General features: G+C 38.6%; 11 protein-coding genes. 7 read left to right on the top strand and 4 right to left on the bottom strand.

Annotated features, from left to right (window positions below):
- The first annotated feature begins 46 nt into the window (after positions 1-46).
- From FY049_RS20385 to FY049_RS20375, 3 genes are all read left to right on the top strand, one after another.
- Positions 47-1573 carry a fumarate hydratase gene (locus FY049_RS20385; RefSeq protein ID WP_004726542.1) on the top strand — a complete coding sequence of 509 codons (1527 nt, stop codon included), beginning with the start codon at positions 47-49 and terminating at the stop codon, positions 1571-1573.
- An 83-nt stretch (positions 1574-1656) separates the two neighbouring features.
- Positions 1657-2202: a DUF2059 domain-containing protein gene (locus FY049_RS20380; protein WP_096732972.1), complete on the top strand. Its 546-nt coding sequence runs from the start codon at positions 1657-1659 to the stop codon at positions 2200-2202.
- A 57-nt stretch (positions 2203-2259) separates the two neighbouring features.
- Positions 2260-2793, top strand: a complete 534-nt coding sequence (locus FY049_RS20375) for a DUF2059 domain-containing protein (protein WP_446084231.1) — start codon at positions 2260-2262, stop codon at positions 2791-2793.
- Between the two features lie 60 nt (positions 2794-2853).
- On the opposite strand, the gene FY049_RS20370 is transcribed toward FY049_RS20375, so the two are convergent.
- The 4 genes from FY049_RS20370 to tig form a co-directional block, all read right to left on the bottom strand.
- Complete coding sequence (locus FY049_RS20370) at positions 2854-3603, bottom strand: DUF2846 domain-containing protein (protein WP_224964713.1); 750 nt, start codon at positions 3601-3603, stop codon at positions 2854-2856.
- Positions 3604-3767: 164 nt separating this feature from the next.
- Entirely contained in the window at positions 3768-5078 is a 1311-nt protein-coding gene (gene clpX / locus FY049_RS20365) for an ATP-dependent Clp protease ATP-binding subunit ClpX (protein ID WP_004726534.1), read from the bottom strand.
- Positions 5079-5114: 36 nt separating this feature from the next.
- Positions 5115-5726 carry an ATP-dependent Clp endopeptidase proteolytic subunit ClpP gene (clpP, locus tag FY049_RS20360; protein WP_004726532.1) on the bottom strand — a complete coding sequence of 204 codons (612 nt, stop codon included), beginning with the start codon at positions 5724-5726 and terminating at the stop codon, positions 5115-5117.
- Positions 5727-5915: 189 nt separating this feature from the next.
- Positions 5916-7247, bottom strand: a complete 1332-nt coding sequence (gene tig, locus FY049_RS20355; RefSeq protein ID WP_004726530.1) for a trigger factor — start codon at positions 7245-7247, stop codon at positions 5916-5918.
- Between the two features lie 553 nt (positions 7248-7800).
- On the opposite strand from tig, the gene FY049_RS20350 reads away from it, so the two are divergent.
- The 4 genes from FY049_RS20350 to leuA all read left to right on the top strand — a co-directional run bounded on the left by FY049_RS20350 (position 7801) and on the right by leuA (position 14035).
- Positions 7801-10140 carry a TonB-dependent receptor gene (locus FY049_RS20350; protein WP_446084230.1) on the top strand — a complete coding sequence of 780 codons (2340 nt, stop codon included), beginning with the start codon at positions 7801-7803 and terminating at the stop codon, positions 10138-10140.
- A gap of 72 nt (positions 10141-10212) precedes the next feature.
- Complete coding sequence (locus FY049_RS20345; RefSeq protein WP_446084229.1) at positions 10213-10896, top strand: Fe2+-dependent dioxygenase; 684 nt, start codon at positions 10213-10215, stop codon at positions 10894-10896.
- A gap of 62 nt (positions 10897-10958) precedes the next feature.
- Positions 10959-12059 (top strand): alpha-hydroxy acid oxidase, encoded by a 1101-nt coding sequence (locus FY049_RS20340; RefSeq protein ID WP_004726523.1) that lies wholly within the window; start codon positions 10959-10961, stop codon positions 12057-12059.
- A gap of 278 nt (positions 12060-12337) precedes the next feature.
- Entirely contained in the window at positions 12338-14035 is a 1698-nt protein-coding gene (gene leuA / locus FY049_RS20335) for a 2-isopropylmalate synthase (RefSeq protein ID WP_262780873.1), read from the top strand.
- Positions 14036-14342 lie beyond the last annotated feature (307 nt).

The raw sequence follows: 14342 nt of genomic DNA, 5'->3' as shown, positions 1-14342 counted from the left end.
TATAATTTAGCCCGCTAGCTAACAGCCCGCTCAAGAGATTTTTGATATGACAACTATTATCAAACAAGATGACTTGATCACATCGGTCAAGGACGCGCTTCAGTTCATTTCGTACTATCATCCACAAGACTTTATCCAAGCGATGAGCCGTGCTTATGATCGTGAAGAGAACCAAGCTGCAAAGGATGCAATTGCACAAATCTTAATTAACTCACGTATGTGTGCAGAAGGTCATCGTCCAATCTGTCAAGATACTGGTATTGTTAACGTATTTGTTGACGTGGGCTTAGATGTTAAATTTGATTTAACCATGAGCTTAGATGATGCGATCAATGAAGGTGTACGCCAAGGTTATTTAGAAAACAGCAACGTACTCCGCGCTTCAGTTTTAGCAGATCCTGCTTTTGGTCGTAAAAATACCAAAGACAATACACCTGCTGTAATTCACTACAAACTCGTTCCAGGCAATAAAGTCGATATTACTGTTGCAGCGAAAGGTGGTGGTTCAGAGAATAAATCTAAACTGGCTATGCTTAACCCTTCTGACTCGATCGTAGATTGGGTACTTAAAACTGTACCAACGATGGGTGCCGGTTGGTGCCCTCCTGGTATGCTCGGTATTGGTATTGGTGGTACTGCTGAAAAAGCCATGATGCTTGCAAAAGAATCACTCATGGAAGAAATCAATATGGACGAATTACTTCGCCGTGGTCCACAGAACCAAATCGAAGAATTGCGTATTGAAATCTTTGAAAAAGTGAATGCATTGGGTATCGGTGCACAAGGTCTTGGTGGTTTAACCACAGTGCTTGATATTAAGATCAAAGACTACCCTTGTCATGCTGCTGGTAAACCAGTCGGTATGATTCCAAACTGTGCTGCAACTCGTCACGCTCACTTCCAGTTAGACGGTTCAGGGATTGCACATATTCAAGCGCCTTTACTTTCAGATTACCCTGAAGTGACTTGGGATACGTCAACGTCTAAACGTGTTGACTTAGACAATATCACACAGGAAGAAATGAACTCATGGCAACCAGGTGATACATTATTATTGAACGGTACCATTTATACAGGTCGTGATGCTGCGCATAAACGCATGGTTGACATGTTAAATAAAGGCGAACAGTTACCTGTAGATCTCAAAGGTAAATTCATTTACTACGTGGGACCTGTAGATCCTGTAGGCGATGAAGTTGTAGGCCCTGCTGGTCCAACAACAGCAACGCGTATGGATAAGTTCACACGTCAAGTCCTTGAAGCAACTGGCTTGTTCGGTATGATCGGTAAGGCGGATCGTGGACCTGCTGCTGTTGAAGCGATCAAAGACAATAAAGCGACTTATTTGATGGCTGTTGGTGGTGCTGCTTATTTAGTATCTAAAGCTATTCGTGAAGCAGAAGTTGTTGCATTTGCTGACTTAGGTATGGAAGCTATTTATAAATTTAAAGTACAAGATATGCCTGTATCAGTTGCAGTTGATGTCAATGGTACTTCTATTCATGCGACTGCACCTAAAATCTGGCAAGCCAAAATTGGTAAAATCCCAGTGGTTGATGCTGTTGCACAATAATCTGATCTCAAGCTTAGATTAAGCTTGAAGATTAAATAGAAAGCACTCTATGATTAGAGTGCTTTTTTACTTTGAGTAAGATAATGAAAATAAAACAGGTGTTCTCACCAATACTTATCGCATGTTTATTTTTTGGGGTTCAGAGCTCTGTTTTTGCTAGCCCTGCGACAGATAAAAGCGTCGACAAATTGATGCAACTCTCCAATATCTCAGAGATTTTCAAACAAAGTACCCGTGATATGCAGCCCTACTTTGATGATCAAGCGGAAGCACTTGTTCGTCAAGTGACGGGGGCTCAAACATTGAATATCGATCAGCAAAATGCAGCACTACAAATTAGTGCGCTGTATAGTGATATTCAACAGCAGCTGGTGACTGACCCAGAATATCTCAACATGTTTAAATCATTATTTAAAAAGACCTTTACTGAAGAAGAAGTTCAAGCCAATATCGCTTTTTTAAGTACACCGATTGGACAATCCATCAATCAAAAGATGAACACGCTTATGACAGAAGTCATGCAAGAAACCGCAAAGTTTTCTCAAGAAAAAATGCTAAAAGTAGAAAATCAAAAAGCCCTGAAAGAAAAAATGGAAACGATTTTAAAGCCAATTCTTCAAGTTGAATAAGCTTTTACTCAACCATTTTATGATGTGAATTACAACCAGAACTTATATAGGTATTTTATGAAATTACTCCAACACTTACTATTTGCAAGCGCATGTATCAGCACAAATTTTGCTTTTGCAGCGCCCGCTTCAGATCAACAAGTTCAACAATTATTGAAAGTCATGAATATTGATGAACTGCTACAAGAAACCATACAACAGATTCGTCCTCAGCTGGATCAACAAGCTTACCAGATCATTCAAATGACAGTAAAAAAAGATCAGCTCAACCCACAAGAACAAATTGTCGCCAATGAGCTTGCTGACAAAATGTATGAGCAAAGTAAAAAAACTGTTGCGTGGGATCAAATCAAACCAATTTATCTTAAGATTTATAAAGACATATACAGTGCTGAAGAAGTTCAAGCTCAAATTAATTTTTATTCAAGTGCAATTGGACAGTCGATTTTGAAAAAAACACCTCAAGTTGCCCAAGAAACCATGAAAGTCATGAATAGCCAACTGATAAAAAGTGTACAAACTGCATCTGAAGACTTTAAAGAAGTGACTAAAAAATTAGATGCTTTAAAAAAGGCTGCAAATACTCAATAAAACAAATAAGAAAAGAGAGCCTCGCTCTCTTTTCTATATCAAACATCATCTAGCGATAGATTACCAAGTCATTGGGTTCCAAAATTTAAACTGCTGCCCCAAGTGCACATCATCACTCACTTTGTACGGTTCACCTTTGATTTTTTCTTTAGGTTTGATCACTCGTCCATCCGCAGTCACTTCTGCCACGAAATTAAGGCCAGGAGTCTTTAGCTGAGTCATTGCAATTTCTTTTAAGCCTTGTCGCGTAGGCATTTGCATTAAAGGCCCTACACGTAATAACCCTGCTTCACCATTGGGTCCACCGCGAAATTTTTCTTCTTCATATTTGACAAAATATTGCCCGCCAGCTTCTACTGAGAAGTAAGCAACTTTGGGTTTCTGGAAATGAAAAACCGTTAATGGCCGACTGAGACTCAATTTATAGTCACCCTCAGCCAGTTCAATCCAGTAATAATGATTACTGATCAAGCTTGGAATTTTCTTACCATTCAGAAAAAAATTGTTTGGAATAATTTCTTGTCTATTCCAACGACTGTCTGGTCGATAAAAATAGACGATCGCAGCTTGAGGATTCTGAGGCTTAACCAGCTTAAAGTATTGCCCCGGCTTTTGATTGACCCAAGACCCGGTAGAGAATGATGTAACCTTATATTGTTCAAGCTTTTCATGAACCAACGAATCTTCTTTTTTGAAATCGATTGGATCTAAAGTTGAAACAACTTTTGCAGGTTGCTGTTCAACAGATTGATGACTTTGACAAGCTGCCAACCCACAACTGATCAAAACGACTAGACCGATGTAACGCATGATTTTCCCTCACCGCGTATTTTTTATTTTCGTTTTTAATAAACCCTATTGTCTACAGCCAGCTTAACATTTCAATGACCATTTAAAAATAAAAAACGTGCAAATAGTCAAGCTAGTTGCACGTTTCAGATGAATTGCACTGAGGATGAATCAGAATCAGACTTTTAAGCTGATTTTGAATCTAATACCTTCAAATCTACTTTTTCAACTTCAGTATTTTCATGCTTTGGCTGACGTTCAGACTTGAACTCTGGTGCAGCTTTATCATTAATCACCGCTTCATTGATAATCACAGTACCAATGTCGGAACGACTTGGTAAGTCATACATGGTTTCAAGCAATACATTTTCTAAAATAGAACGCAGACCACGCGCACCTGTATTACGCTCTAACGCTTTTTTCGCGATCGCACGTAAAGCAGAGTCTTCAAAAAGAAGGTCTACATTTTCCATCTCAAAGAGATATTGATACTGACGAGTTAATGCATTTTTTGGTTCAGTTAAAATCTGCATCAAGGCTTCTTGATCAAGCTCTTCAAGGGTTGCAATCACAGGTAAACGACCAATGAACTCTGGAATTAAACCAAATTTTACCAAATCTGCGGCTTCAACTTGACGGAATAATTCAGATACTTTTTTGCTATCGTCTTTATTCTTTACGTCTGCGGTGAAACCAATGCCACCTTTTTCTTGACGTTGTTGAACAACTTTTTCAAGACCAGAGAACGCACCACCACAGATAAACAAGATATTTGCAGTATCAACTTGAATAAACTCTTGCTGTGGATGTTTACGTCCACCTTGAGGCGGAATTGACGCAACAGTACCTTCAATCATTTTCAACAATGCTTGTTGCACGCCCTCACCAGACACATCACGTGTAATCGAAGGGTTTTCAGATTTACGGGTAATCTTGTCAATTTCATCAATATAGATAATACCCTTTTGTGCTTTTTCTACATCGTAATCTGCTTTTTGCAAAAGTTTCTGAATAATGTTTTCAACATCTTCACCAACATAACCAGCTTCGGTCAATGTAGTTGCATCAGCCATTGCAAAAGGTACATCAAGCAAACGCGCAAGTGTCTGTGCAAGCAATGTTTTACCTGAACCTGTCGGTCCAATCAGCAAAATATTACTTTTAGCAATTTCAACCGCATCTTTAGGCTTGTGACCTGTTTGAGATACTTTTAAACGTTTGTAATGGTTATACACTGCTACTGAAAGTGTTTTCTTTGCAGTGTCTTGACCAATTACATATTGGTCCAAAGCCGCACGAATTTCATGTGGTTTTGGCAATGGACGTGTTGCCCAATCGCCTGTTTCCACCTGTTGACTCGTTTGCACTAAGTCTAAGCACACATCCACGCATTCATTACAAATATATGCGTCCTCGCCTGCAATCAGCTTACCGACTTCAGACTGCGTTTTACCGCAAAATGAACAATGCTTTTGTCCTTGAGGAAGATCGGACATTTTCACTCCAAATTCTTAAATCTTATCTATAAATGTTTAGTCTTGAGGTCGTTTACTTAATACCTGATCCACTAAACCATATTCTTTTGCTTGCTGTGCAGTCATAAAATTATCACGATCTGTATCTTTAGCGACAGTTTCGTAATCTTGACCACTATGTTCAGCCATTAAACGATTTAAACGTTCTTTGATGAATAAAATTTCACGTGCGTGAATTTCAATATCCGATGCTTGACCACGGAAACCACCCAATGGTTGGTGAATCATTACACGTGCATTTTCCAAGCAATAACGCTTACCTTTTGCACCAGCATTTAATAAGAAAGCCCCCATAGATGCAGCTTGCCCCATACAATAGGTCACTACATCAGGCTTAATAAATTGCATCGTATCGTAAATTGCCATACCCGCAGTCACTGAACCACCAGGTGAATTGATATATAAATGGATATCTTTATCTGGATTTTCAGCTTCTAAAAACAGCATTTGCGCGACAATAAGATTCGCCATGTTGTCTTCAACTTCACCAGTTAAAAAAATCACACGTTCACGTAAAAGACGTGAAAAAATATCGAAAGAACGCTCACCACGTGAAGATTGTTCTACGACTACTGGCACCAAAGCGCTTTCAATTGATGGAACATACATACGTTATTTATTCCTGAATTCTTGTTACTTCACTCATGTTCACAATATGAGGGATAATTGCTGAAAATGCAAAATATTCCCAACTTAATATCAGATATTTTTTGCATAAGTATTGTGAATGGAATGATTAAATCCATGTTTAAGCTCATAAAAAAAGGCGCCAAAGCGCCTTTTTTTAGATCAAACAACTTAGCCTTGTTGGCGCGCTTGTTGCTCTTTTAACAAATCTTGATAGCTAACAACTTCATCAGTTACTTTAGCAGCAGCTAAGATATGATCAACAACTTGATCTTCTAACACTACGCCTTCGATTTGAGCACGTTGTTGCTTATCAGTTTTGAAATATTCAATCACTTCAGTAGGATCTTCATAAGAAGAAGCCATATCTTCGATATAAGCATCAACACGTGATTGGTCTACCTCAAGTTTAGCATCAGCCAATACTTTGCTTACCAATACACCAAGTTTAACTGCTTTTTCAGCTTGTTCTTTGAACAATTCATCTGGAAGCATGCTGCTATCAAATGCTTTAGCACCTTGAGCACCAAACTGTTGAGTAAATTGTTGAATCATTTGTTGACGTTGACGGTCAATTTCTTGAGCCAACATAGATTCAGGAACTTCTACGTCATTTGCAGCAACAAGTGCATCAAAAGTTGCACCTTTCACTTGGTTACGTAGACCATTTTTTACTTCACGTTCCATGTTTTTGCGAACGTCAGCTTTTAATTTCTCAACGCCTTCTTCTTCAGTTAAACCGAAGATTTTAAGGAATTCAGCATCAATTTCAGGAAGTTTTTGTTTTTCAACAAGTTTAACTGTGATTTTGAATTGAGCCGCTTTACCTGCTAAGTTTTCAGCTTGGTAGTCTTCAGGGAAAGTTACATCAATCACTTTCTCTTCGCCTTTCTTCATACCAACGATACCGTCTTCGAAGCCAGGGATCATACGACCAGAACCTAAAACAAGTTTAAAGTCTTCAGCAGCACCGCCTTCAAACTTCTCACCATCTACAGTACCTTCAAAATCGAAAGTTACTTGCATGTCTTTTTTAGCCATGCCTTTAGTTTCAGTCCATTCAGCGCGTTGCTTTTGAAGGTTTTCAAGCATTGCATCAACGTCTTTATCTGTTACTTCAGATGATTTACGTGATACTTCAAGACCTTCAAATTTAGCTTCAACTTCAGGATAAACTTCAACTGTAGCTTGATAAACTAAAGCATCATCTTTGTTTTCAACTTTGTCGATGTTTGGCATACCAACAGCGTTGATTTTTTCTTGTTGAATTGCTTCAAATACTGTGTCACGAATGATGTCGTTTACAACTTCTTGGTAAATACCAGCGCCGTATTCACGACGTACAACGTTTACTGGCACTTTACCTTGACGGAAGCCGTTGATCTTCACAGTTTTGGCAGTGCGTTTCAAGCGAGCTTCAAACTGCTCGTTAATACGGCTCGTCGGTACAGATACATTTAAACGACGGGCAACGCCCGAAACCGCTTCAGAAGTTACTTGCATGGCTTCCTCGATAGAATTTAATAATTACAGTTTTTCAAAAAGTGCCACATTATATGACAACATTTGAATATATACAAAACACCTGTGTAAATCATTTTATTTCGGTCACGGATTTCCCCATTATGTCGCTTTTTTAAACAAATCCCCTTCTTTGTAGTCAAAAGCCAGAAATCCGCATATTTTGAGAAATTTACCAAATTCAAATGCTTTTTTGATCTGACTCATTATCTTGCTTTGATTTAATTTAGAAATATCTATATGCAAATCTAAAGGATACAAATATAAGATTTTACCAACAATTAAAAAACTTTAAATTTCAGCAATATAAACAAGATCGTTTAATCATCTTTCTCATAGTTTTCTTTAATTATATTTAATAAATTAAACAGTTTTTCCGTATGAATAATCATTTATAGTCATTGTGAATGAAAATAATTATCATTAGAATTCGCAGCAATGATTACATAGTTTAACACTTTCTCCATTATTGCGTCATGAAGTTTCCTGAGCAGTATTTGGGTAAGTTTAATACAACCTGCGATGGACGCAAAAAATGGCTCAAAAATATTCTGTAAAAAACAAAAAAGTTAAAACAGTTGCACTTGCAATTGCTTTACCCAACCTAGCTTTTGCAGCAACTGAAGATACAACAATACAGCTCCCAACGATTCAAGCTCGAGCAGAACAAAATACTGCATATTTAGCAGCAAAAACATCTTCAACTAAACGTACAGAAACCATTTTAGATACAGCTAAAACCGTTCAGGTCATCACGGAAAAAGCACTCAAAGATCAAGGCTTACTTTCACTACAACAAGCCCTTGCAACAACTCCAGGCATTAGTTTTGGTGCTGGCGAAGGTGGTGGTGGTTATGGCGATAAAATCAACCTACGGGGTTATGATGCAACCTATAACACAACTGTAGATGGCTTACGTGATGCAGCATTAACCAACCGTTCTGATTTATTCAACTATGAAGCTGTTGAAATCATCAAAGGTGCGAATTCTGTTGAAAATGGTGTAGGACAAATCAGTGGTGGTGTCAATTTAGTATCTAAAACGCCTAAGAATCGTGACAGCAATGAAGTTACTTTAGGTTTTGGTTCAGATAGCTATAAACGCTTTACAGGTGATTTTAATAAAGTTGTAGATGAAGATTTAGCATTTCGTTTAAATGTAATGGGGCATCAAAACACCTATGCGGGTCGTGATGAAGAAATGAAACGTTGGGGAATTGCGCCATCGGTTACTTTTGGAATCAGTGATACCACCAAGGCAACTTTATCTTACTTATATCAAAAAGATGAAAATGATCCACAGTACGGCGTTCCTTATTATAATGGCAAACCTGTCAAAGGGATTTCAGATAAAAATAACTATGGCTATAGCAACTTAGATCAACAAGATATTGAAAATCAGGTTGTCACATTTAAAGTAGAAAGCGAGATCAGTCCCAACGCAAAACTGAACTCCATTACTCGTTATAGTGATATTCAACAAAAAGCAACTGTTTCTGCACCACAAGGAACATTTTGTTTAGCAGATGGCACATCACCAACAGCACTGACCAATACCAACCAAACTGGATATAAAAATTGTAATGTAACTTCTGGTACAACCACGCTTACTGTTCCAAAGGGTTCATATTATATTTCTGGTCCACGTGGTTATTATCGTGATACCCATAATAAGCAATTTGCCAATGACACCAACATCAATGTGCAATTCAAAACTGGGGTTATCGATCATGCTCTTGTTGCTGGGGTGGGCTTTAGCCGTGAAGACTATGAGATTACCACAGCTGGCTATTTATATAATTCAAATGGTTCATCAGCAGGCAGTTCTATTACTAACCCGCTTTACATGGATGTGTACAATCCAGATAACTTTTGGCATGGTCCAACAAATTTCCGTAAAACAGGTGTTGCTGAAGGCTACTTAAATGTTTATTCAGCGTATTTGTTTGATACTTTAAAGTTTGGTGAACAATGGTTACTTAACCTTGGTGTGCGTAATGATTATACTGACGGTCAATATCGTTCAGATACTATTTCAACAACTAATGCAGCGGTAACTCGTGGTCAAAACTATAAACAGTCTGATAATTTAATTTCCTATAATGCTGGTTTGACATTTAAACCAACACCAGCAACCAGTCTTTATTTGTCTTATGCTAATGCTCAAAAGCCGGTACAAAATACTGCAAGTGGTGGCTGTTCTCAAACTATTACCAACAATGCAATCACAGCAAATTCTTGCAGTACAGATCCTGAAAATGCAGTTGCCTATGAAGTGGGGGCAAAGTGGCAAGCAAATCCTAACTTCTTGGTTTCTGCTGCAGTATTCCGCAATGAACAAGATAAAGTCCGTGTAACCAATGATATACCTGGACAACCAGATGCCAAATTAGATGGTAAAAACTATGTACAAGGTGTTGAACTTGGTTTAGCGGGTGAAATTACGCCAAAATGGAACATCACCGCTAGTGCTGCTTATATGGAAGGAGAATACGACCAAACTAAAGTCAATGGTTCACCGAATATTGACTTCCAAAAAGGTGACAAGTTGGTCAATGTGCCTAAAGTTTCAGGCAGCTTATGGACAACGTATCAATTCAATGATCAGTGGCAAGCTGGCTATGGCTTAACCTATCAAGGTGAAATGTATTTAAGCACACGTTCAGCGACGAATAATCTTGTGCCGCAGGTCAAGTCTGAAGATTATGTGATTCACAATGCTTCTGTAACCTACAGCTACAACAAAGATTTAAGTTTCCAATTATTAGGGCAAAACTTAAGTGATGAGAAGTACTATACCCATATCCGTAACAATGGTTGGGCAATGCCTGGTGAGGGTCGCAAAGGCGTATTCAACATCAACTATAAGTTCTAAGATTTAATCAATCTATGTTAAAATTCAGCGTCTGATTCATCAGGCGCTGTTTCTTTTTTGGGGAAGAAAATCATGATTTTACATATTCCAAATTTACTTAGTCTGGATGAACTAAATCATTGTCGTCAGACACTTTCTCAAGCAGAGTGGACAGATGGAAAAGTAACAACAGGCTATCAATCTGCACATTTAAAAAATAATTTACAACTAGCTCAAGATTCTCAACAAGCATTAGAACTTGGACAAATCATTCAACACGCTGCCAACGCAAATCCGTTGTTCTTTAGTTCGGCTCTTCCAAAAACATTTTTACCTCCGCTGTTTAATTGTTATCAACACGGCGGAAATTTTGGGATGCATGTTGATAATGCTATCCGTCGCCATCCTCAACTCAATCAGTATTTAAGAACTGATGTGTCTTGTACTGTTTTTCTCACCAATCCCGATGAATACGATGGCGGCGAACTGGTGATCGAAGATACTTTTGGCACACAAGAAGTAAAACTTCCAGCTGGTGATGCAATTGTCTATCCATCAACCAGCTTGCATCAGGTCAACCCAGTCACTGAAGGTGCACGTATTGCCTCGTTCTTTTGGGTACAAAGCTTTGTTTCATCCGATGCGCAACGACGAATTCTATTTGACTTAGATCAAAATATTCAAAAGCTGACCATCGAGCTGTCTGCTACACATGAGCAAGTGATTAGTCTTACAGGGATCTATCACAACCTTCTACGTGAATGGAGTGATTTATAAGTTTTAGTTCGCAAGTCATTATTGTAATGAAAGTGTTTTGTATAAATTTGGACAATCAATAAATGAGTAAAAAAATCCAAGCACCACTCACTCAAATTCCAGCATATTTACAGACAATTGCGGATTACGAGAAACAAGCAGAACAGCATCTGCCTGAAAACACTTGGCACTACTTGCAAGGTGGGGCGATGGATGAGCAAAGTGTTCAAGAAAACTTACAACAATTTAAAAATATTCAACTGATTCCAAGACTGCTCAATGACTTAACTCAAGGCTCGACAGAATGTGAAATTTTAGGGCAAAAATTTCCTCATCCAATTTTTCTTGCACCGATTGGACATCAACAATTGTTCCACCCAGAGGGCGAAGCTGCGGCTGCACTGGCAGCCGAAGTTTTAGGAAGTAATATTGTACTGAGCACTTTCACCAATACCGATATGCGAAGTTTAAAACAAGAAAACCCGCTGAAATGGTTCCAACTGTATTGGCAAGGTGATCGTGAAAAATCATTGGCCTTAGTTCGACTCGCAGAACAACAAAATTTTAAAGCACTTGTGATTACAGTAGATTCACCGCATACAGGGATTCGTGATCGTGAACGTCGGGTGAATTTTCAATTGCCAGAAGGCATGCAACACCCCCATACACCTACCCACATTCCCCTGCCCGAAATTTCTGAGCATCAACATCCTGTATTCAACGGTTTAATGCAAATTGCACCCAAATGGGCAGATATCGAATTTATAATTGCCCATAGCCATTTGCCTGTAATTTTAAAGGGTGTGCTACATCCACTCGATGCAAAAAAAGCAGTCGAAATCGGAGTAAAAGGCTTAATCGTTTCTAATCATGGTGGGCGAGTACTCAATAGCAGTATTTCCCCACTGACCGCCTTAGCAAAAATTAAGGCCGTTGTTCCTCATGATTTTCCTTTACTTTTGGATGGTGGAATCCGCCGTGGTACAGATATATTTAAAGCATTGGCTTTAGGCGCATCTGCGGTGCTGATTGGTCGTCCTGCGATCTACGGACTCTCGGTTGCTGGTGCTTTAGGTGTCGCCCATGTGATTAAAATTTTAAAGGAAGAATTTGAAATTACCATGGCATTAATGGGAACTGCTACCGTAAAAGAAATCAATCAAGAATATATTTTTCAAGATTAAGTCATTCAAAGGAAATTTTTCTCTCAACTGATATTTTTTATGCAAATTAAGGAAATTATTTCCAAGATAATTGTTTTAGAATTAATCTCAAGTTAAACCATTTGTAAGTTATCAGTGTTTAGATTTATCTCGTGCTACCCACGTATAAGTTTATGAAAATTTACTGTGTTTTCATCTTAAAAACACTTGTAAATTGAACAGATAGACACAATCTATATTTGTAGTAAGTTGCCTTTACCCAAGAGACGAGCAACAACAACTACACAAGGAGTTCCCTCATGATGTTGGCTGATCCAAGTAAAAAATATCGTCGCATGTACCAACGTGTAGACTTGCCTGACCGTCAATGGCCAAATAACGAAATCAATAAAGCGCCAATTTGGATGAGTACCGACCTTCGTGATGGTAACCAAGCGATTTTCGAGCCAATGAATATTGAACAAAAATTCAAAATGTTCGAAATGTTGGTCAAAATTGGCTTTAAACATATTGAAATTGGCTTTCCTTCAGCATCACAAATTGATTTTGATTTCACCCGTAAGTTGATTGAAGAAGGTCATATTCCAGATGACGTTTATATCGAAGTCTTGGTGCAAGCGCGTGATCATTTAATTGCACGTACTTTTGAGGCTTTACAAGGTGCGAAACGTGCCATTGTGCATATCTATAACTCGAACTCACCCACTTTCCGTAAAAAAGTATTGAATGTTGATGTCAATGGTGCAAAACAATTGGCCATCAATGCAGCGAGCAAAGTAAAAGAATATGCAGCGAAACAGCCTGAAACTGAATTTATTTTTCAGTACAGCCCAGAATGTTTTACAGCAACAGAATTAGAGGTTGCTAAAGATGTCTGTGATGCAGTGACTGAAATTTGGGAAGCATCGCCTGACAATAAAGTCATTTTAAACTTACCTGCAACTGTTGAGGTTTCAGGTCCGCATGTCTATGCCGACCAAATCGAATGGATGCATCGTAATTTGCAACGTCGTGATGGTGTGATTATTTCAGTACATTGTCACAATGACCGTGGTTGTGGTATTGCAGCATCTGAGTTAGCGATCATGGCTGGTGCTGATCGTGTTGAAGGTTGTGTATTTGGGAATGGTGAACGTACTGGTAACGTGGACGTTGCTGCAATTGCATTAAACATGTACACACAAGGTGTGGCATGTGAGTTAGATTTCTCAAACATTAATGAGATTATTGCCACAATAGAAGAATGTACTGGCTTGCCTGTACACCCACGCCACCCATATGCCGGTGATTTGGTCTTTACTGCTTTCTCTGGTTCTCACCAAGATGCAATTAAAAAAGGCTTTGAGTTCCAAAAAGACGAAGAAATTTGGGATATGCCTTATTTACCAATCGACCCTAAAGACTTAGGTCGTGATTATGATGCAGTGATCCGTGTCAACTCACAGTCGGGTAAAGGCGGTATTGCCTACTTATTAGAGTCAAACTATAACGTGGTTTTACCTCGTCGCTTACAGATTGAATTCTCACAAATTGTTCAGCAAGTTGCAGATGAAGAAGGCGTTGAAGTCTCAGCTCAACAAATTTGGACCTTGTTTAAAGACACCTATGTTGCTGCAAAAGATGCACATTATTCAGCGAAAAACTATAGATTGTCAGATGAAAATGGTAGCCAAGTAATTGAACTTGATGTGGTCATCAATGGTGAAACTCAGCGCTTACGTGGTGAAGGGAATGGTCCAATTTCTGCGATTTTAAATGCGCTTCAATTACCAATTGATGTCTTAAACTACGAAGAACGCAGTATCAGTTCAGGCGCACATGCAAAAGCGTTGGCATTGATCGAACTTCAAGTTCAAGGTACTGGTAAATCTGCATTCGGTGCTGGTGTGCATGACAATATCGTCACCTCTTCAATTGAAGCAATCATTGCGGCAACCAATCGTTTAATTGACCAAGGTGTTTTAAGTACTGAACAAGTGATCGCTGCTGCTGTATAAGCGATATCAATTAAAAGACTTTAGAAAGGATGCCCCCTAGTGGTATCCTTTCTTTTATTTATTGATGTTATCAAGCAATCTCTTCAAACAGCTTTATATCTTTTAAAAATAATTTAAAGATAAAAAGAGACGTGGAAATTTCATCCATGATTGTTTGAGATCAGACTGGTGTTGGTGAGTAGTGAACATGCTTGGTGATGAGAAGCAAAGTTTGACAAGATCGCTCTCTTATAAAGCTTAAGCTTTTCATTTTTTCGAAAGAAGAATACGTTGCGCCTCAGCAAAGTCAAAACATTCATTGTGACTC

This window comes from Acinetobacter sp. 1125_18A, from assembly GCF_052824985.1.
The sequence above is the reverse complement of the archived record's forward strand: the minus strand, read 5'-3'. Positions and strand labels throughout refer to the sequence as shown.